Origin of the sequence: Sporosarcina sp. P18a, from assembly GCF_002743135.1 — a bacterium.
Classification (GTDB): domain Bacteria; phylum Bacillota; class Bacilli; order Bacillales_A; family Planococcaceae; genus Sporosarcina.
Map to the genome: position 1 here is coordinate 117664 of NZ_PDYQ01000001.1, position 21012 is coordinate 138675.

The window sequence follows — 21012 nt, forward strand, 5'->3', positions numbered from 1 at the left end:
CATGTTATACATAACGAAATGACGTTGGGAAAATTAAAAAGCACTCTTCGAATCATGTAGATTCAAAGAGTGCTCCTTTACATAGTATTAGTTATCTAAACTCTTGATGAATTGTAAGACCTCGTCCGCGGTAGACAGGGAAAGAATATGATCTATCTGACTTTCCAAAGCGGTCTTAGACAGGTTCTGAATTTGTGAACGTGCACGAAGTATTGAAGATGCACTCATGGAAAACTCATCTAATCCCATCCCGAGCAATATAGGAATTGCCGTTTCGTCACGTGCCATTTCTCCACACATGCCTACTGCTTTACCTTCTTTATGAGCCGCGTCAATAATCAATTTAATAAAGCGCAAAATTGACGGATTATATGGTTGGTAAAGGTAAGATACGTTTTCATTCATCCGATCAGCGGCCATCGTATACTGAATTAAATCATTTGAACCAATTGAGAAGAAATCTACTTCCTTGGCAAAGACATCAGCCAATATAGCCACAGCCGGCGTTTCAACCATAATACCGAGTTGAATCGTTTCGTTTACCTCGACTTTATCACTGATGAGTTGTTGTTTTACGTCTAAGAATATTTCTTTTGCTTGCCTGAATTCATCAATTGTTGTAATCATTGGAAACATGATCCGCAAGTTTCCATATATACTAGCACGCAATAACGCACGTAGCTGCGTTCTAAACATATCTTCATTATCGAGACATAGGCGAATAGCTCGTAAACCTAAGAATGGATTGGCTTCATGCGGTATTTGTAAATAAGATAATTCTTTATCTCCACCAATGTCCAGAGTTCGAACAACGGTAGCGCTTCCGTTCATTTGTTTTAACACACTTTTATAAGCTTCGAACTGTTCATCTTCGGTCGGAAATTGTTCTTTTTCCATGTAAAGAAACTCCGTGCGAAATAAACCAATGGTTTCCCCGCCATTTTTTAAAACACTTTCAACATCGTCAGGAGTTCCAATATTTCCTGCTAATTCAACGCGATGACCATCAAGCGTGATAGTAGGTTCATGCGCAAGCAATTGCCATTCTGCCTTTTGCTTAGCAAATGCTTGTTGCTTTTTTTGATAGTCGACTAATGTATCTGCGTCAGGGTTCACAATAACATTCCCAACTTCCCCGTCAACAATAATGATTTCGCCGTTTTGAATCGTAGCCATTGCCGTTTTGCTTCCGACAACGGCTGGAATCTCCAGTGTTCTCGCTAAAATTGCAGAGTGAGAAGTAGGCCCCCCAATATCCGTCACAAATCCTTTAATCAGTTCGGGATTCAGTTGAACAGTATGAGAAGGCGTCAAGTCTTCCGCAATGATAACGACCTCTTGTGTAATATCTTCGGGTGTTTGAATGCTTACGCCAAGCAAATGGGAAAGGATTCGTTTCGTCACATCCCGAATATCAGCGGCACGTTCTCTCATATATGGATCGTCCATCGCTTCGAAAATGGACACGTATAAGTTTGCCGCTTCTTGTACCGCATATTCGGCGTTCACGTGTTGCGTTTGAATCATATCTGTAATAGCAGCGTGTAATTCTGGATCGTCGAGAACGAGTAAATGTGCACTGAAAATAGCTGCTTCCTGATCACTGAACTTTTCCTGTGTCTGTTTCTGAATAGTCGTCAATTCTGATCGGGAATGGGAAAGTGCGATTTGTAGACGATTTATCTCCGCTGACACGTCTGAAATGGATTCCTTCAGTACAGTCAACTCAGCATTTTCTAGACGAAAGGCCTTGGCGATAGAAATACCATTGGAGGCTGCTATGCCCTGAAGGATTTTTTCCATTAGTCTTCTGCGCCTTCAGAACGTAATAATTCCTCCAACTTATTCATTGCTTCTTTTTCATCATCCCCATCTGCAATTAACGTAATGGTAGATCCTGCAGCGACACCAAGTGACATCACACCAAGAATTGATTTTAGATTTACCTTCTTTTCTTTATATTCAAGTGAAAGTTCTGATTTGAAAGGAGTAGCGGCAGCGACCAATTGGGCAGCTGGACGTGCGTGAAGCCCTTCACCATTGCGAAATACGAATTGTTTTTTTATCATTACGATAACCTCCTATGAATTGTTTTGAATGTTTTTGACTGCTTATGAATGATTATGATAGATTTTATTGAAAAATTCAAGTAATATGTTGTTATTGATAGAAAAGGTGGGTTGCGCATGCTGACAAATGAACGATATGAATTAATCTTAAAAAAATTGGCTACTTATAAAACGGTGAAGATTACGGAATTAGTAGAGGCAACCGGCGCATCTGAATCTACCATTCGAAGAGATTTAACTGAACTCGAAACGCTCAATAAACTTCAACGTATTCATGGTGGGGCCACAATGCCAGATCGAGATATGCAAGAGCTAAGCATTTCAGCCAAGTCGGAAAAATATTTCTCAGAAAAAGTAAAAGTCGCATCCTTGGCAGCTAGTATAGTCAAAGAAGGGGATTTCATTTATCTTGATGCGGGGACAACTACGTTTCACATGATACCTTTTCTAAAAGATCGTAATATAACGGTGGTAACAAATGGGCTGACACATGTGGAATCACTAACTGAGTATGGCATTTCCACTTATTTAATTGGAGGCCATGTCAAAGCTACGACAGGTGCGCTCGTTGGGCAACAAGCTAGGAACTCGTTGAAACAATATCATTTCAATAAATGTTTTTTGGGTACGAATGGGGTTGATCCTGTTCACGGATATTCGACGCCAGATCCTGATGAGGTCACTGTGAAAAGTTTGGCAGCAGAGCAATCAAGAACTACTTATATAGTGGCGGATCATTCCAAAGTGAATAGAAACAGTTTCATTAAATTTTTATCTATAGAAGAAGCAGTGTTGCTTATTGACGAAATACCAGATGATATTCTAAATGAACTAGAAGAAAAAACGTTAGTAAAGGTGGTACAGAAATGATTTTCACATGTACATTCATGCCGACAGTAGACTATACTGCTTACTTATCTAATTTTGAGCGTGGAGAACTGAATCGTACAAATGAAGTGTATTACTATCCAGGAGGAAAAGGTATTAACGTATCACGGGTAGTTCACAGACTAGGTGTAGATACGGTAGCATGCGGTTTCATTGGAGGCTTCACAGGCGACTATATTGAGGACTTTTTACAAAAAGAAGGTATAAAAACTGATTTTATTCGCACCGCAGATATTACCCGAATCAATGTGAAAATTAAATCCACTGATGAAACGGAGTTAAATGGGCCTGGGCCGAGTTTAAATGAAAAAAATATTCAAGATCTTCTTGAGCGAATTGGACGACTAACTGAAAATGACTGGTTAGTGATTGCAGGAAGAATACCAGAGTCTCTACCTTCGTCATTCTTATCTGAACTTGCCGCACTTTGTGAAAAAAATAAAGTGAAGTTTGTAGTGGATACATCAGGACCTGCTTTGAAACAGATCATGGAAGTAACTAAGCCATTCTTAATCAAGCCGAATGAACAGGAACTTGGAGAATTGGTTGGTAAGCCCATTCATAGTAAACAAGAAGCAGTTGGTTATGCCAAAAAACTAGTAAGTGAAGGTGTTCAACATGTGGTGATATCGATGGGCAAAGAAGGGGCGCTCTATGTATCAGCTAACGAAACATTGGCAGCCACTGCACCAAAAGGTAAGCTCGTCAATTCGGTAGGTGCGGGGGACTCACTAGTATCAGGTTTTATCGCATCCTTCTCCAAAGATGGACATGCGGGAAATGCTTTTAGATATGGAGTTGCTAGCGGTAGTGCCACCGCTTTCCAGTCCGATTTATGTGAAAAGGAAGATGTTGAGTCATTATTGAGTCAAGTGATCATTACGAAATTATAGGAAGAGGTGCTATTCTATGAAAATCACACAGTTATTGACAGAGGATACAATCAACCTTCATTTACAATCTAGATCGAAGGATACGGTTTTGTCCGAAATGATTCAGCAGTTATATGATGCAGGGAAGTTACGTGACAAAGAACAGTTCACGAATGATATTCTGCATCGCGAAAGTCAGAGCACAACGGGTATTGGTGAAGGAATCGCTATTCCACACGCGAAGTCAGCTGCTGTTCAGACGCCTGCTATCGCATTTGGCCGTTCTTTAGAAGGTGTGGACTTTGATTCGCTCGATAGCCAACCGGCACATTTGTTTTTCATGATTGCAGCGAGTGAAGGGGCGAACGACGACCATTTAGATGCACTGTCTAGATTAGCGACATTTTTGATGGATACTTCATTTCGCGATAAAATCTTGTCTGCACAAACAGCAGCGGACGTATTGCAAGCGGTTAATGATAAAGAGTCGGAGTTAGATGAAGAGGTAACAGAAGATGTACAAACCAAGCAAGAAGAGAAATCAGCGGTACGTTTGCTAGCGGTTACGGCTTGTCCGACTGGAATAGCGCATACCTATATGGCTGCCGAAAAATTGAATGAGAGAGCAAAAGAACGTGGTCTTTCATTAAAGGTAGAAACAAACGGTTCATCGGGTGTGAAGAATAGATTAACGGATGCAGAAATAGCAGAAGCGGATGCCATTATTGTGGCAGCAGATACGAAAGTGGAGATGGCACGATTCGCTGGGAAACATGTGATCCAGACGAAAGTTGGAGATGCTATCTATGAAACGGATACATTACTCGACAGAGCGATTAAAAAAGATGCACCGATTTATCAGCTAGAAAAAGGTCAGGAAGATACCTCATCGAGTGACAAGAAGAATGGATTTTATAAACATTTGATGAATGGTGTATCAAATATGCTTCCGTTCGTCGTTGGTGGAGGAATTTTGATAGCGCTCTCTTTCTTCTGGGGAATCGAATCTTCTAATCCAGACAGTCCTGAATACAATGCCTTTGCTGCTATGCTTAATACTATTGGTGGCGGAAAAGCATTCTTCCTTATGGTCCCTGTATTGGCTGGCTTCATAGCCTCAAGCATAGCCGATCGTCCTGGTTTTGCTCCCGGTATGATCGGGGGTCTGATAGCCATCACCGTTTCAGGCGTAGATGGAGTAGGCGGTGGTTCAGGATTTTTAGGCGGTCTTATTGCAGGGTTTTTGGCAGGGTATATTACTTTACTCGTTAAGAAACTATTTGCTCGTTTACCTAATTCACTAGAGGGATTAAAACCCGTGCTATTTTATCCCGTTTTTAGTATTGCAGCGACAGGATTAATTATGTTGCTTATCAATCCACAATTGGCCAAGCTATACACAGGATTTTCCGCTTTCCTTGAAGGGATGGGCGGTACGAATCAAATTTTGGTAGGGTTAGTCATCGGAGGAATGATGGCTGTCGATATGGGAGGTCCGGTCAATAAAGCGGCATACACATTTGGAATTGCCATGCTTGACGCACAGAACTTCCAATTTATCGCTGCAGTAATGGCTGGCGGAATGGTGCCACCGCTTGGTATGGCGATCGCGACTACATTATTTAAAAATCGCTATACAAAGACTGAGCGTGAAGCAGGGAAAACGGCGTATGTGCTCGGGGCATGCTTCATAACGGAAGGTGTCATTCCGTTTGCCGCTGCTGATCCATTGCGAGTTATTCCGGCTTCGGTAGTTGGGGCTGCGACTGCAGGTGCATTAACGATGGCATTTGATATCGCTTTACGTGCACCTCACGGAGGAATCTTTGTCATGGGACTCGTTGAAGGTGGAATCAGTAAGATTCTACTGTATGCATCCGCAATAATTATTGGTTCGGTCATTACAGGCCTAATTGCCGGCTTGTTACGAAAGAAGCCTGTTTGATATCAAATGATATAACTAGTAACGGCTGGCCGCGCTATGTCGTTAGTTGACATAGCGTGGCCAGCTTTTTACTCTTTATATCCAATCTTACCGCAACATGGTAAACTATGTAAGATGCATATATTTGTATGGGTCGGGGAAATTTTACAATATAAAGTATGAAGGAATTTTTAACTATGTGGGAACGTTGAGGACAAAACACTATCGAAAAGGGGAATAGCTACATGGGATTGTTTGATGGACTCTTAGGGAATGCTTCTGTCGTAAACAATGAAGAAGTGGAGAAAGAACTGGAATTGATCCTGGCGGAAGGTGAAGAAGTGGAAGCTGCGTTTAAGATAGTGCGCGATTTAATTGTATTTACGAAAACGCGATTAATACTAGTTGATAAGCAAGGAATCACAGGAAAGAAAGTGGAATACCATTCGGTGCCATTTAAAAGCATCTCCCATTATAGTGTAGAAACTGCGGGTACATTTGATATGGATGCAGAATTGAAAATCTGGATATCAAGCTCACTGACTCCACATATTGAAAAACAGTTTAGAAAAGATAAAGCTATTTATGATATTCAAAAAATATTAGCAACGGTTTGTGTTTAAACTACATTACACTTAATGAAGCGGTACTTTCTGTAATAGAAAGTGCCACTTCATCCTTACTTCATTTTTGGTGATGTAACGTTTTCATACGCAATAAGTGTCACACCTAATTTATCTTCCAAGCGATTCAGTGCATGTAAATCATCGGTGCTCAATTCCGCAAGCGTCGCATCTTTATTTGTCATCTACATACCTTCCTTTCCTAGTTTACATCTATAGTGGCTAAATCGTTTCAACCTATACATACGAGAAATTAGGAGGCCATGACATGTACGATCCAACCGTATTTGAAAACTTAAAAGTTGCATTTGAGAATCATCTGTATGACTTGGACAACTTGGAACAAGCAGTCCATATTTTACATCGTAGTGATCAATTGGATTTAGCGATGATGGCTAGGGAGTGTACCATTCGTTTTTCAAAAGTTGGCTTTCCGACTGTCCTCGTCGATCTTACGTTACATTCTTCACTCAAGGATTTGGCGGATGAAATACTTGAAATTAAAGGCACGGATCCAGGCTGCCTGCTTACATTGCTCGTCCGAACATGTATTCAAGATGTAGATAAAGAATGTGAAGAGATTGCGTGTATTCTTCGTACCGTATGGGAAAACGATGTCAGTTACACACAAACGCTCAGCTTCCGCCATGAACAAACAGAGCCAGGGTTCATGAACCGGATCAACATTCATTTCAAACCAAAATTAACTGAAGAACATATGGGTGAAATCGACGCATTCCTAAAAAGTGTACTGGACATGATGGAGCAAATTGGTGAGGTGTCAAAACGTTAGAAAAAGCGCTTCATTTTATTTTTTAAATCGATTTCCAGTGTTCACATAAATCAATGCAAAGCCGAGTACTGCCACAAAAAGTGATAGCCCCACTATGAAATATATATCATTCTTCAGCAGTTCACTAACTGCGAACAAACCGACACAAAAACTTAAAGAGAACATAATCTTCGCCATGAATTTGCATAACGCACGTTCATTGATCTGCATCTTTTTCTCCATGGGCATCGTATTGTAGCCCGAAAGCAGTGATGCACCTTTCCCTTGCCAAAGTGCGATACCGTACACAATAAATGCAAGTAGAATGACGATATCCAGTAGCAAGCCGACCATAATCATCCCTCGTTTCATAAAAAATAGAGTGAACTCTGTAACGAGTTCACTCTATTCTACCTGATTAACCGGTAGCCTGACGAGTCTTTCTAGTCATCGATAACGAGATAGCCGCACAAATGAATGCGATGATGACAAGTATACCGCCGACAGCGGGCATATTCGTCACAGTGTCCGTCTGGCTATACACGATGCCACCGACACCAGAACCAAGCGCGATTCCGACTTGCAAGGCCGAGTTATTGAAACTCTGGTGCACATCGGATGTGACCGGATCACTTTGAATAATGTAATCCTGTTGTGCTGGTGCCAACGCCCAGCTCAATCCGCCCCAAACCATCATGAAGATGATGAATAGTGGAATCGAGAATGTAGAGTAAGGCAGGATGAATAAACTAATCGCAAATGCACCAAGAATGAGTAAAATACTTTTCTTGGAACCAAGACGGGTTGCCAGTCCGCCGCCAAATGCTCCACCTGCTACAGCCGCTAGTCCAAATAAGAAGTAGAATACACTAATCCAATATGGACTCAATTGCATCGTGGTCTCTAGGAACGGTGTAAAATATGCATACACGGTGTAATGACCTGCGAGCATGAACATCGTTGCCATATGAGCAAAGAAAATCTTTTTATTCGCCAATGCTTTAATTTGAACGGAAAGCGGCTGTACTTCGCCAGTAGGAATCTTCTCTAGAAACTTGGAAATCAATACAATTGAACCGACTGTCAAAAGTGAAATGCCTAGGAATACAGTTCGCCATCCAAAAGCATTTGTTATAACAATCCCAATCGGTACACCGAGCACAAGTGAAGAACTGATTCCCATATAAATATAGCCAAGTGACTTTGCTCGGACTCTAGGCTCCACCATACGTGCTGTAATCGTTAGCGACAGCACAATGACGAGTGCCGCACTTGCAGCTGTCAAAACACGGGCTGCCATCATTAAACCGAATGTTGGACTAAAATATGTCAGAATGTTTCCTAATAAAAATACAAAAAGCGTGAGTAAATATAATTTCTTGCGCTCTACTTTCGCGGTTAGTGATAATAACACAGGTCCTGCTACCGCGTACACGAGAGCGAATACTGTAATTAGTTGTCCGGCTGTTGCAATTGAAACATTTAAATCATCAGCAATGACGGGCAAAATCCCACCGACCACCAATTCTACTAGCCCAACAGTAATAGCGGACACTGCCAATAATAAAACACGTAAATCCAAAACAATTCCTCCTACTAGTGTCTCAACACAGTTTTTTGAATAGAAAAATCCTGATTACAAAAATGATTTTGTAATCAGGATTTAACGGTTCCTGGTAGAGACCCTCGAACCATATTATCGAGGTTATACATGTTGATTCCGTAATGAAATTTTCTATTGTTCAATTTATCATGGAATGTGAGATATGGCAAGTTAGACAGTTAGTAATCTAAAGTAAAAGGTACATTCATTCTGCTCAATAGGATAGTTGCAATGGTCTCAAGTTGTAAAAATGATTATAATCAAGTATACTTTTCCCGATAAACTTGTCCGAATTAATACAGTGATAAAGGATGGATATACATGACATTTGAAGAAATATTGCCACGTTTGAAAGCTGGAGAGAAAGTAATCCGTAGCAACTGGGGTGGAGCGGAGTTATATGTGAAACTAGTAGGAGAGAGCGAACAGGACGGCAAGAAGTTAAATCCTTATTTCGTGATTGACGTAACGGGTGAAGGATACACCATGTTCACACCAACTGTTTGTGACTTGCTTGCGGAAGATTGGGTAATCGTAGAATAATACAATGAATCGAAGCCCATGAGCCATCATGGGCTTTTTTACATAGGAGGATATTATGAAATTTGAAGAATTTACAGAGAAGGCAGTTCTAGTGACTGGTGCAGCTTCAGGTATTGGTCAAGCACAAGCCAAAGCATTTTTAGAGAATGGAGCAAATGTCTTTGCGTTTGATATAAATGAAGGGGGTCTCTCGAAATTACAACAAGAGTATCCGTTACAGTTTGCCTATACGATTGGCAATGTCAGTGTAAAGAATGATGTAGCACATGTGGTGAAGGAAGCATGTAAAGTATTTGGTAAAATAGACATTTTATTAAACACAGCAGGTGTACTGGACGGTTTTGCGAAAACTTTGGATACTGATGAAGCATTATGGGATAAAATTATGGATACGAATGTTAAAGGTACATATTTTATGACGAATGAAATATTGCCACATATGATCGCGCGCAAGTCAGGTATCATTGTCAATATGGCATCCATTGCAGGTCTTGTAGCCGGTGGTGGCGGGGCAGCCTATACGGCATCCAAACATGCCATTATCGGTTATACAAAGCAACTGGACATGGATTACTGCCGTGAGGGAATTCGTGCGAACGCGATTGCACCAGGCGCAATTCAGACTCCGATGAACCAAGCGGATTTCGCAGGAGATGGTGAAATGGCAAAGTGGGTAGCGGAGGAAACACCTGCAGGGCGCTGGGCACAGCCGAGTGAGGTCGCGAGCTTAACCTTATACTTAGCTAGTTCAGCGGCTGATTATATTCATGGGACGGTTGTTCCGATTGATGGGGGATGGACAGCAAAATAAAGCTTTTGTATTATAGGGAACTCTGTTATAATACCGAAGCAAGCAAATTCTGTTTGCACTACGGCACTTTTGATCGAGCGATAGGCTCTTTCTTCCTTTGGTCGTAGTTATTACTGGAACAGCAACTAGGCTGTTTCATAAAGGAGAAAATAAAATGAGTATGTCTTATGTAAAAGATTCACCTAAGAGTAAGAGTACGGTGAATGAACTGACCAAAACAGCTCTTGTCGCAGCCTTGTATGTGGCGGTGACATTTGTTTTTGCGGTTATCAGTTTTGGCGCAATCCAACTGCGTTTGTCAGAGATGTTCAATTATCTGGCTTTGTATAATAAACGATACGTAATCGGTGTCACGCTAGGTGTCATGTTCGCAAACTTTATGTCACCCACATGGATATTGGATGTGCCGATTGGCTCTATGGCTACGTTAGTCGCATTATTAATATGTCGTGCGCTGACAAAGAAAATTAAAAATGATATCGTCAAAATGGTGATCACTGCTATTGTGTTTGCATTGTCTATGTGCGCAATTGCTGCTCAATTGACAATTTTGCTTGGTTTCCCATTTTGGGCTACATGGCTGACAGCGGGAATCGGTGAGTTATTATCTATGACAATTGGCGGAGTTATTATATACACATTGAATAAAAAAATAGATTTGTCCAAATAAAAGAGAGCATATTCGCAGATTTTGTGAATATGCTCTCTTTCTATCTTACTCAAAATATGCTTAGTATAACTACCTTTTTCTAATGCCACAATCGTTTGCCGTGTAACTCCAACTTGTCCTGCAAGTGTTCCTTGTGTTATATCCATTCGTGCACGCAATTCTTTTACTCGATTTTTGATCACGTAACTCATCAGCTAGTCTAGTACAGAGGTATAATAAACTTTACAAAATGTCTAGTCGGCTATACATTCATTTAGATAAAAAACGCAGGTATTCAAGTTGTAATCTAGATCTAGAACTATGTAAAAGGATGTTTCGAGAAGCAATATCACTTCTTGAGACATCCTTTTCATATAATTATTCTGATGCTTTCCTATTCTGTTGTTGTGGATTCTTAATCAGAAGTGCCAATAGTAGACCAACAATAGATATACAACCTGAAACAAGGAAAGCCGTGTTAACCCCATGAATTTGTCCTGCAGCTGTTCCGTTATCTAGATCGGATGTGATCGTGACTGTAACAAGTGCGGCAGTTCCGAGAGATCCTGAAATTTGTCGGAATGTATTATTCATTGCTGTACCATGAGAAATCAAATGATTCGGTAGCTGATTGAGACCTAGTGTAGTGGAAGGCATCATAATCATCGCAATGATCAACATTCTTACGGTGTTCAATATAGCTAAATATGTAAGTGAAACTGCTCCGACAATTAATGAAATCAAAATATTTGCATGGAGCCAGTCACACTACGTTTAAAAACATGTAATGGGGACAATATGAAGGTAATACGACCATTTCTTAAGGGGGAAGGCCAACATGAAAAAAGCTGTATTTCTAGATCGAGATGGTGTGATTAATGAAGTGTTAACGAATCGAGTGAAATTTGTGAATGAACCTAGCCAATTATATTTTTTGCCGGGAGTAGCAGAGGCGATTAAACAATTGAATCAATGGTTTGATTATATATTTGTTGTAACAAATCAAGGCGGTGTCGGTCTTGGTTACATGAAAGAATCTACATTGAAATCCATTCATGATCATATGATAGCAGAGCTCGCAAAGGAAGGTGGGGTAGTTAACGAAGTCGCTTATTGTCCTCATAAGCCGAAGTCTGGTTGTGATTGCCGAAAGCCGCACAGTAAACTAATAGAAAATCTCGCTATGAAATATGACGTAAACTTGTCCGCGTCATATATGATAGGCGATACAGATACAGACATTATTGCGGGAAAGAGAGCAGGTACTAAAACCGTCTTCCTAGGCACAACAGATCCACTAGCCGATGCAGTATATCCCGATCTGCTTCATGCGGTTCCTTGGATCATCGACGATATGGAAAAGTGAAAAGTAAAGGGGGATACTTCATCACTAGTAGATTCCGCTTCACATGTTTATTCAGTCAATTGGTAGAGTGATGAATCCTAGTATAATCTACCCAATCACTTCAAGATCCAACTGACTTCGATTGCCCTAACTCCTGATACTGGTAGTAAATGCCCCAAAGATATAGACATTTGGGGCACTTCATTTTCTTGCATCATTGCCTTCTTCACAGATCAGCATAGATAAATTCTGCGTCAGCGTTCAAGCATTTGTTATGATCACTCTATTGAAAAGTGCTAGTGATAAAGTATTACAATATGCTATAATTGTTGGAAATGATAAAAAAGTGGTTCTAATTACTCTTGTTTTTGTACAAAGTGAATAATTTATTAAAACTACTTTAGAGACAATAGAATACATGTGTACTAGTGGACGGGAGCTGCGTATGAAAAGGTTAGTAGTATTTGTGATGATTATAGTATTTTTACTCATTGTACCTGTAGGATTATGGTTTTTGAAAGATAATCAACCGATGAAAGTAGCTATTATAGATAAATCAGCAGTGGAAAATTTACATACAAAGCATCTTGGGGTTAGTTGGGTATTGAATTATGTAAAAGTAAAGGCTTCGCATAACAAACCATTTGATCCAGCGCGTGACTATTATGGCGGATTCACAGTAGTACAAGGAAAGGGTATTTCTGAGTTAAATCCACTACCACAAGATTATATGGAAAAAGATATCATTTACTTGGCAAACACAGACAGTATCGATGAACGTACAGTAGAAACGAAAGATCCTGTGCTTGCAGCCTACGAGGATGATCATGGCGGACTACAAGAAATAGAATGGCAACGAATAGTGAAAAGACTTAATTCAAAAAAGCCTTCGTTGTTTATAGCGGAGTATAATTCGTTTTCTGCCCCCACTTCAGAAAAAGTACGTACACGTGTTGAAGATCGAATGGGATTAAAGTTTTCTGGTTGGCAAGGTCGTTATATGGAAGAACTTGATCCACAAAAAAATGCAGAGTTGCAAAGCATTCTTTCCGAACAATTAGCAGGGTGGACATATAGTGGGCCTGGTTTTCTGTTAATGAATAATACTACAGGGGAAGTTCTTGCATTGAAAAAAAGTGAAGAATTTTCAAACGAAGGTATTCAGCTCACATTTACGGACATCGGTACGGAGCGATTAAACGTCACAGGTTCGCATCGTTTTCATTCCTGGTTCGATATCGTTACAGCGGAGCAAGGTGAATCATTAGCGGTGTATGAGTGGAATCTTACCGGAAAAGGAAAAAAGCTGTTAGATGAAAAAGGAATCCCTACTCAATTCGATGCAGTGATTCGTCACACATCCGGTGTTTCGGAGAGCATGTATTTTTCTGGCGATTTCAGCAGTGTGGAAAATTTCCCTTCTATATATCAAGTAAAAGGAATAGCAAAAGTCTATGCAACGATTCAAAGATCCCCTGAGAAAACATTCTTCTGGTCAGCTTATGTACCTATGATGCAAGGGGTCCTAGCTAAGTTCGGTCAGGTGGAGGCAAAGGATGTTAAAGAATCGAAGCATGACGGAGTACAGATGACATCACGAATGAATGGAAAGTATTTGGAGGTTCTTTCAGAAGGAAAATGGACTCCGATGAGTGTGAAAGGTGTAAATGTTGGAATGGGGAAACCGGGAGCATTTCCTGGAGAAGCTGCCATCACAGAAGAAGAATATTACAGATGGTTCGAAGCTATTGGCGAGATGAACGCCAATACTATACGCGTCTACACGCTTCATCCACCTGACTTTTATCACGCATTAAAAGCGTATAACGATGTACACGATACACCTATATATGTCATGCATGGTGTATGGATTAATGAAGAAAAACTGGAAGAGTCATTGGATGCTTTTGAAAAAGAGAATTTGAAAGATTTCCAAAAAGAAATGATTCAACTTGTCGATGTCATTCACGGAAATGCTACTGTACCACCACGTCCTGGTCATGCATCAGGTGTGTATGATGCAGATATTTCCCAATGGGTCACAGCATGGATGATTGGAATCGAATGGTACCCATTCATGGTAGAAAACACGAATAAGTTATATCCTGACTTAGGAGAATATAATGGAAAGTATTTTGAAACAAAAGGTGCTGCAGCATTCGAATATTGGCTGGCGGAGCAAATGGATATCCTCGTCTCGCATGAGGTGAGTAACTACCAGCAAATTCGACCGATGAGCTTTGTCAACTGGGTGACAACGGATTTGTTGACACATCCGTCTGATTCATCTAGTCAGGAAGATATGGTATCCGTTAATCCAAATCTACTCTACACGAAAGGCGAGATGGAGAAGGCGGGTCAATTTGCATCCTATCATGTATATCCATATTATCCGGATTTTTTGAATTACGAGAAAAAGTATCGTGAGTTTATTGATTTCAGAGGTCAGAAGAATAACTACGCTGGCTATTTAAAAGATTTACATGAAGCACATCGAATACCGATTCTGATTTCAGAATTTGGGATTCCTGCCTCGAGAGGAAAAGCACATGAAAATCCATTTGGTTGGAACCAAGGTTTTATATCGGAAGACCAACAAGGTGAAATATTGATGCATTTATATGAAGATATATTGCATGAGAATTTAATGGGTGGACTAGTATTTTCATGGCAAGATGAATGGTTTAAACGAACGTGGAACACAGCAGAATATGATAATCCAGATCGTCGTCCTTACTGGTCTAACACACAGACAAATGAACAAAAATTCGGTCTGCTTAGCTTTGATCCATTAAAAATAAAAGTTGCGGGATATGAAGAGGAATGGACAGGAGAACCGATGTACAAGAACAAGCAAGGTACGCTTGAGAAAATGTATGTAGATCATGACGAAACCTTTTTGTACATTCGGATAGATTATGATGAATCCAAAATAGGTGCAACTGACGTCGTAAATATTCTCTTTGACACGATACCAGGACGTGGAAATACACGCGCTAGTAGAATAGAGGGTATACAATTTACTAATGGACTAGAGTTCATTGCTAAAATTAACGGTGCCAAATCACGAATGTTGATTGATCCTCATTATGATCTGTTCCACCATGACTACGGTAAAGATGTAGGATATAATCCGAAAAAAGAAATGAAAAATCGAACGAATCAATTCATTCCTATGCAGTATGCGTTAAATAAAGAATATTTTGTCGCAAATGAAAAACGCACGATTCCATTCAGTTCCTATGAAACCGGAAAACTTCGGGAAGGAAATGGAGATCCCGATGCGACTGATTATGACTCGTTAGCAGATTATCATATGCGTGATGGCATGCTGGAGCTACGTATTCCATGGATGTTGTTACAGGCAAAAGATCCAAGTACAAAAGAGTTTATCGAGAATCTGTTGGCGGATGGTACCAAAACAAGCATTCACATTGAGGAACTATTTATTGGAGCGGTATTAACATCAAAAGATGGCAAAGTACTAGAGTCATTTCCTGCGCTTCATGACATGAAGTTGGATTCAATGAAAAGTTATACATGGGATAATTGGCAAGTTCCGATGTATGAAGAACGATTGAAGAAATCTTATTATTATTTGCAAGATGCATTTAAAGCGAAGTGATGGAAAGATTCATATAAAGAAAGAACAGAAGTCCATATGTGGACTTCTGTTCTTTTTCGTATAGTGAAATTTGATTACCAGGAAGATGTAAGTATTTTTAATTGAAATATTTAAAACACCTACTTTATTACTTATCAAAATTACATAATATGAACTGAAAATAAATGAACGTTTCCATAGTTTTATGATATAGTATGGAATGCATTTAAAATTAAAACAGCATATTAATGGAGGAAGTTATGTCGGATCTAAAGTTACCTACTAAAAGATTTAGACCCGAAATAGAAGGGGTACGAACGGTCGCAACGTTATTGATCGCCATTTATCATATATGGTTTGGTAGGGTGTCTGGTGGAATCGATGTGTTCTTCGTTATTTCAGGCTATTTGATGACGTTATCCATCATCACGCGAATAGAACGAACGGGATCAGTGAATTTTGTCGAATATTTTCTGAGTTTAACGAGAAGGCTATTACCTCAAGCTACAGTAGTGTTAATATTCACAGGAATTTTTGCAGTGATTCTTTTGCCGAAGTTCGAATGGGGAGAAATTATCAGGCATATGATAGCTTCCACGTTTTATTTTGAAAACTGGCGGTTAGCATTAGATTCTATCGACTATTTGGCGCAAGATAATTTACCTAGTCCGTTTCAACATTTTTGGTCACTCAGTGTGCAAGGTCAATTTTATCTCATCTGGCCTATTTTGCTAGCATCTATTTATTATATTGCACGAAAGCTTTTGAAAACACCTGTATATAAGACCTTACTCGGTTCGCTTATCATAGTATGTATAGGTTCACTTGCTTTTTCCGTCTATCAAACACATGTCAACCAGCCTTTTGCATACTTCAATACATTCACGAGGATATGGGAATTTAGTATCGGTGGAATTTTTGCTTTACTATCGCCATACCTGTTTTTCAATAAAAGATGGAGTGTGATTTTAGGGTGGCTAGGCCTTGCGATTATTGGATTTACTGGATTTTTGTTCCCAGTATCTACTGTGTTTCCTGGATATTTGGCTTTGATTCCTATTAGCGGAGTAGTACTTATATTAATCGCCTCTGAAAGTATAACGATATATGGTGTCAATCGATTTTTAGCGACAAAGCCTCTGATCTATCTCGGTAGTCTTACATATGGTGTGTATTTATGGCATTGGCCGTTGCTGATTTTCTATCGATCTTATATGGAAACAGAAACCGTGCCTATAGAAGATGGGATTTTACTATTGATGGCGACCTTTGTGTTGTCCATAATTTCTACCAAATTATTAGAAAAACCTGTTCAAAAAATAGATCGAAATTATAAGAAAGGAAAACTAATCGTCGTATTGTCTGCTATGTTCGTACTTGCCTGTAGTTCAATATTTTCTATTTCGGCTTATATTGAAGTGGCAACCGCTAGTTCGAATATTGTCGATGAACAAGAGTACCCTGGTGCTCAATCAGAAGAGTATGATATGAAAACCGTCTCTTATACAGACCTGATCCCAGCACCTTCAGAAATCAAAACAGATCTTCCGGCATTTTACAATGATTTGGAATGCCAGTCAGCAAACCTAACTGAAGTTAGAAAATGTTCTTATGGTGTATTGAAGGACTTTGATTTCACGTTAGCGCTCGTTGGTGGTTCGCATTCAGGTCATTGGTTCCCGGCTTTAATAGAATTGGCGGAAGAAATGAATTTTAAAATCGATTTATATAGTCATGATGGTTGCCGATTTACTGACGAAGATCCTAAGGGGAACTTAACGGAAGCTTGTATTCCATGGAATAGCAATTTAATTGATACGTTACTAGAAGATCCACCTGATTTGGTTTTCACAACAGCGACAGTGAATAAACATCCAAAAGTACCTCGAGGATTTATTAATCAGTGGAAAAAGCTTGAAGGCATTACTACCATTTTTGCGATACGGGATAATCCACGTATGCTAGAAATTATTCCAGTCTGCCTTGAACAGTCAGAGGATCCATTGGACTGTTCAGTACCAAGAGATCAAGCTATTGCAAAGGAAACTCCGTGGAAAGTGACAGAAGGAATTCCGTCGAATGTGTTTTTTGCAGACTTAACAGACTCATTTTGTGATGAGACAACTTGTTATCCTGTTATCGGGAATATCATTGTCTATCGGGATGATAACCATATTACTGCACAATATGCAAAAACGTTAGCACCCGCATTAAAAGTACCGTTGCAGCAAGCATTTGATAGCTTAGGTAAAAACATACGCAATGATGAGTGATTGGTTTGACTTGAACGTTGTATAGTTCATTTAGATACGGGAAAGCTATCATATAGAAAGAAAACTTCAAAAAGGAGTGTATATGATGGCGAAAAACTATCCGAAACCGAATGATTCTGCTGATAACAAAGTACGACTGAAGAAGACAATCAGTAATATGGAGGCAGCAGAAGATGCGATGAAGTTTGCGGAGGGCAAGGAGTTCGAACAGATTAAGAAGAAAAATGAACGTAGGGCAGAAAGTATCGAGGATTTAAAAGAAGAAATGATTGAAGAAGACAAGTCACGAATCAATGGTTATTTATAAATAACTTGCTACGAAAAAAGGTTGGCCCTCACTTATAGAAGTGAGGGTTTTTGCTGTTGAATGAGGGATATATAAGCAAAAAAGAGGAATCAGTTCAGTACGCTGTATAGAATAGAAGGATCTAATATATTTCAAGGTTTTTGTATACAAGGAGAGAATATAAAATGAAACGAATAAAAAAGATCGACGAGTGGCGGGAATTACTTGAAAAGTCAGACGAGCAACCATTTCTGTTGTTTAAATCGAGCATGACATCTATTAGTAGTTTGGCAGCTAAAAAAGAATTGGATGGACTTCGTACGGAATTGCCTATTTACATCGTTATTACACAGGTGAGTAAAAAGCTTTCAACGGCTATTGAATCAGATCTAGGTGTTCCTCACGAAATTCCACAACTATTGATTTTAAAAGATCAGCGAGCTATTTGGCAAGCCACTCATTATCAAATCAAAGAACAGATAGTATTGGATGCAATACAAGAGTATGTCTGAGATACGGAAGAATTTTGGATGAGTCTTTCCTAGGGCATATGGAAAGGTGCATGGACATTTTTACATACATGGACGATAAATAGTAGAATGGAAATCACAAATGCACTGCCGCCACCCCACACACAAATTTGAACAAGAACATCGACATACCGAGTGCTAGCTGTATGATGAACATACCTGTGATATATAGGACTGCTATATAGTCAGGTATTCAGATTACTGTAATTGAACAGTTAGTAATAGAAAATAGTAAAGGGAGTTTCTAAAATGGGAAATGTGTTCCCGAGAATATATGACATAGCCATGAAGCCTCTAGAAGTAACTCGATTTAAAAAGGTTCGAACAGAATTAATCCGTAATGCACAAGGAAATGTATTAGAGATCGGCTCAGGTACTGGTATCAATTTTCCATATTATCGGCAGGCAAAACATGTAACAGCAATCGAACCGAATCCGGAGATGAGTCGCAGAGCTACGAGAAGAGGACGGAATGCACATGTTCCCATTACTTTATATGAGGCAAGTGCAGAATCATTACCATTTGCCGATCATACATTTGACACGGTAATCTCGACTTTAGTATTTTGTACAATACCTAATCCACTACGCGCATTAAAAGAAATTCAACGTGTTAGCAAGCCGAATGCGACTCTATTATTTTTCGAACACGTCAAACTCGAGCAGCCGGGCTTTGCTAAAGCACAAGATCTAATAAATCCGATATGGGAAAAGGTTTGCGATGGTTGCCAATTAAACCGAAACACTCTTTCACTTATCATCAATTCAGGTATATGTGTAGAAGAGATTGAACCACTCTATGGAGGCTTGTTTTTATCTATCAACGGAAGGAAGTTAGAGCATGAAAAAACTAATTATACTAGCCTTGGCAACGGTTTTCCTACTCGCTGCATGCGGGAAAAATAAGGTCGACGAATCTGCTGCTAAAGAGTATATTAAGAAATCGAAAGAGGCGATTACGCTATTCAACGAAGAGAAATTTGATGAAATGCGTACAATGTTTGATGCAACGATGAAAGATGCGTTATCTGTAGAGCAATTACAAGAAGTAGCCGATATTGTAAAGGAATCCGGCGAATTCGTCAGTTTTGAAAAAGAGTCTGTTACCAAAAAAGAGCAATACTTTGTTGCAACAATTGCTGCGAAATACATAGAGGACAATAGAGTATACACTATTACATTGGATGAACAGCAACGAGTCGCAGGATTTTTCGTGAAATAAGTACAATAATCGAAGCTCTAACGGAAGTGGGTCACTTCTAGTTAGGGTTTTTCTCTTTCATGGTGCAAAGGATGAAGGGAGTAAAATATGAATTCTATTGATATTTATTAATAAGCTTTGCAATATGCATAGAATAACTTAAAACGTCTAATGATTGACTGGTTAAAAGAGATGGAGATTGATGAGCTAGAAAATGAGAAAGCTCTGCATTACTTTCTTATACGGATCAGTTAAAAAAGCAACAAAAGATGCGGGTTTTGTATGAAAAAAGGTACAAAGTGATGAATGTTTCGGAATGTATGTCTACTTGGAAAGAACCAGTGGAATGATGAAGGGATAGGCGACGGAATGCTACCGTCGCTTTTTGTAAATGCTTATTCTGTTGGTGGGCCTATTAATTGCGTAGGTGAAATATCCTTCACAGCGGTTGCCCATTGTTGTTCATCTAATCCATAAGAGTAGGCAAAAACGTCAGTTGGTGTAGCAGTCAGAATATCGGAACCTAAGACGACCTCTGGAGTATTTGCGTTAAATATACCTTGCAGATGTGTATCATCGGTATGTGCAATTTGGTAATGCCACCATCCTTGAGGAATATTAACGACTTGACCTGCTGTAATCATATAATGTTGAAAAATTTTCGTGTCAATATTCATAATAGAAATAGTAGCAGAGCCTGAAACGCAGTAGGTCAGCTCGGAAGCATTTGGATGATAATGAGGTTCAATGATGTGATCTTTACTGAGGAAGATATCCAACATCGACAAATCATCCAATGTGTTTAGTTGCTTGCTGCTTAGAATATTAATAAAGTTCTTTTCATTTTTCTTAAAAAAGGGACTAATATTCAAATCCGCTGCGTAATGGGGATTATTTGAAATCATTTTCATCCGACCTTTCCTGTTTGCTGTTATATAGTATGTACGTAGGAACGTAACGTGAATTGAATTGTATACTGGTTTCCAAGTGTGATAAAGGTCAATAAGGGGTAATTGATT

The 21012-nt window shown here is 39.5% G+C and carries 22 protein-coding genes, 1 pseudogene and 1 riboswitch; of the genes and pseudogenes, 15 read left to right on the forward strand and 8 right to left on the reverse strand.

Annotated elements, in window-relative coordinates; translation table 11 throughout:
* Positions 1-87: 87 nt before the first annotated feature.
* Positions 88-1803 carry a phosphoenolpyruvate--protein phosphotransferase gene (gene ptsP, locus CSV75_RS00630; RefSeq protein WP_099674334.1) on the reverse strand — a complete coding sequence of 572 codons (1716 nt, stop codon included), beginning with the start codon at positions 1801-1803 and terminating at the stop codon, positions 88-90.
* On the reverse strand, positions 1803-2069 hold the full coding sequence (locus CSV75_RS00635; protein WP_099636845.1) for an HPr family phosphocarrier protein: 267 nt from the start codon (positions 2067-2069) through the stop codon (positions 1803-1805). The genes ptsP and CSV75_RS00635 overlap by 1 nt, the downstream gene beginning before the upstream one ends.
* Before the next feature lie 117 nt (positions 2070-2186).
* On the opposite strand from CSV75_RS00635, the gene CSV75_RS00640 reads away from it, so the two are divergent.
* The 4 genes from CSV75_RS00640 (at position 2187) to CSV75_RS00655 (ending at position 6376) form a co-directional block, all read left to right on the forward strand.
* Entirely contained in the window at positions 2187-2939 is a 753-nt protein-coding gene (locus CSV75_RS00640) for a DeoR/GlpR family DNA-binding transcription regulator (protein ID WP_099631465.1), read from the forward strand.
* Positions 2936-3850 (forward strand): 1-phosphofructokinase, encoded by a 915-nt coding sequence (gene pfkB, locus CSV75_RS00645; RefSeq protein WP_099631466.1) that lies wholly within the window; start codon positions 2936-2938, stop codon positions 3848-3850. The genes CSV75_RS00640 and pfkB overlap by 4 nt, the downstream gene beginning before the upstream one ends.
* 16 nt (positions 3851-3866) lie before the next feature.
* Entirely contained in the window at positions 3867-5774 is a 1908-nt protein-coding gene (locus CSV75_RS00650; RefSeq protein ID WP_099631467.1) for a PTS fructose transporter subunit IIABC, read from the forward strand.
* Between the two features lie 224 nt (positions 5775-5998).
* Positions 5999-6376: a PH domain-containing protein gene (locus CSV75_RS00655; RefSeq protein WP_099636849.1), complete on the forward strand. Its 378-nt coding sequence runs from the start codon at positions 5999-6001 to the stop codon at positions 6374-6376.
* 56 nt (positions 6377-6432) lie between these two features.
* Here the strand turns inward: CSV75_RS00655 and CSV75_RS16615 are convergent, their stop codons facing one another.
* Complete coding sequence (locus tag CSV75_RS16615; protein ID WP_255397318.1) at positions 6433-6561, reverse strand: hypothetical protein; 129 nt, start codon at positions 6559-6561, stop codon at positions 6433-6435.
* Between the two features lie 83 nt (positions 6562-6644).
* Between CSV75_RS16615 and CSV75_RS00660 the strand changes: the two genes are divergently transcribed.
* A complete protein-coding gene (locus CSV75_RS00660; RefSeq protein ID WP_233189594.1) occupies positions 6645-7169 on the forward strand; it encodes a hypothetical protein in 525 nt (174 codons plus the stop codon).
* Positions 7170-7184: 15 nt separating this feature from the next.
* On the opposite strand, the gene CSV75_RS00665 is transcribed toward CSV75_RS00660, so the two are convergent.
* On the reverse strand, positions 7185-7502 hold the full coding sequence (locus CSV75_RS00665; protein ID WP_233189595.1) for a DUF3784 domain-containing protein: 318 nt from the start codon (positions 7500-7502) through the stop codon (positions 7185-7187).
* A 64-nt stretch (positions 7503-7566) separates the two neighbouring features.
* On the reverse strand, positions 7567-8730 hold the full coding sequence (locus CSV75_RS00670; RefSeq protein WP_099636852.1) for an MFS transporter: 1164 nt from the start codon (positions 8728-8730) through the stop codon (positions 7567-7569).
* Between the two features lie 51 nt (positions 8731-8781).
* Positions 8782-8881: riboswitch (purine riboswitch) on the reverse strand.
* A 191-nt stretch (positions 8882-9072) separates the two neighbouring features.
* Between CSV75_RS00670 and CSV75_RS00675 the strand changes: the two genes are divergently transcribed.
* The 3 genes from CSV75_RS00675 (at position 9073) to CSV75_RS16500 (ending at position 10775) form a co-directional block, all read left to right on the forward strand.
* Positions 9073-9294 (forward strand): DUF2829 domain-containing protein, encoded by a 222-nt coding sequence (locus tag CSV75_RS00675; protein ID WP_029052786.1) that lies wholly within the window; start codon positions 9073-9075, stop codon positions 9292-9294.
* A gap of 55 nt (positions 9295-9349) precedes the next feature.
* A complete protein-coding gene (locus CSV75_RS00680) occupies positions 9350-10105 on the forward strand; it encodes a 3-oxoacyl-ACP reductase (protein ID WP_099674335.1) in 756 nt (251 codons plus the stop codon).
* Between the two features lie 154 nt (positions 10106-10259).
* Positions 10260-10775, forward strand: a complete 516-nt coding sequence (locus CSV75_RS16500) for a QueT transporter family protein (RefSeq protein ID WP_099636854.1) — start codon at positions 10260-10262, stop codon at positions 10773-10775.
* A gap of 71 nt (positions 10776-10846) precedes the next feature.
* Here the strand turns inward: CSV75_RS16500 and CSV75_RS16505 are convergent.
* Positions 10847-10966 (reverse strand): annotated as a pseudogene (locus CSV75_RS16505) (helix-turn-helix transcriptional regulator); the annotation flags it as partial.
* A 166-nt stretch (positions 10967-11132) separates the two neighbouring features.
* A complete protein-coding gene (locus tag CSV75_RS00695) occupies positions 11133-11498 on the reverse strand; it encodes an MFS transporter (RefSeq protein ID WP_144034754.1) in 366 nt (121 codons plus the stop codon).
* 94 nt (positions 11499-11592) lie between these two features.
* Between CSV75_RS00695 and CSV75_RS00700 the strand changes: the two genes are divergently transcribed.
* The 7 genes from CSV75_RS00700 (at position 11593) to CSV75_RS00730 (ending at position 20014) form a co-directional block, all read left to right on the forward strand.
* Complete coding sequence (locus tag CSV75_RS00700) at positions 11593-12120, forward strand: D-glycero-alpha-D-manno-heptose-1,7-bisphosphate 7-phosphatase (RefSeq protein ID WP_099674337.1); 528 nt, start codon at positions 11593-11595, stop codon at positions 12118-12120.
* Between the two features lie 424 nt (positions 12121-12544).
* Complete coding sequence (locus tag CSV75_RS00705; protein ID WP_099674338.1) at positions 12545-15724, forward strand: hypothetical protein; 3180 nt, start codon at positions 12545-12547, stop codon at positions 15722-15724.
* A gap of 239 nt (positions 15725-15963) precedes the next feature.
* On the forward strand, positions 15964-17976 hold the full coding sequence (locus CSV75_RS00710) for an acyltransferase family protein (protein ID WP_099674339.1): 2013 nt from the start codon (positions 15964-15966) through the stop codon (positions 17974-17976).
* A gap of 85 nt (positions 17977-18061) precedes the next feature.
* Entirely contained in the window at positions 18062-18283 is a 222-nt protein-coding gene (locus CSV75_RS00715; RefSeq protein ID WP_099674340.1) for a small, acid-soluble spore protein tlp, read from the forward strand.
* Between the two features lie 164 nt (positions 18284-18447).
* The gene (locus CSV75_RS00720; protein ID WP_099631480.1) at positions 18448-18774 is read left to right on the forward strand and encodes a monothiol bacilliredoxin BrxC family protein; all 327 of its coding nucleotides are present in this window, start codon (positions 18448-18450) and stop codon (positions 18772-18774) included.
* 267 nt (positions 18775-19041) lie between these two features.
* Positions 19042-19698, forward strand: a complete 657-nt coding sequence (locus tag CSV75_RS00725) for a class I SAM-dependent methyltransferase (RefSeq protein ID WP_099674341.1) — start codon at positions 19042-19044, stop codon at positions 19696-19698.
* The gene (locus CSV75_RS00730; RefSeq protein WP_099674342.1) at positions 19634-20014 is read left to right on the forward strand and encodes a DUF3887 domain-containing protein; all 381 of its coding nucleotides are present in this window, start codon (positions 19634-19636) and stop codon (positions 20012-20014) included. Before CSV75_RS00725 ends, CSV75_RS00730 begins: the two co-directional genes overlap by 65 nt.
* 374 nt (positions 20015-20388) lie before the next feature.
* Here CSV75_RS00730 and CSV75_RS00735 read toward each other — a convergent pair whose 3' ends face one another.
* Positions 20389-20904, reverse strand: coding sequence for a cupin domain-containing protein (locus tag CSV75_RS00735; protein WP_099674343.1), 516 nt, complete (start codon positions 20902-20904; stop codon positions 20389-20391).
* Between the last annotated feature and the right edge of the window lie 108 nt (positions 20905-21012).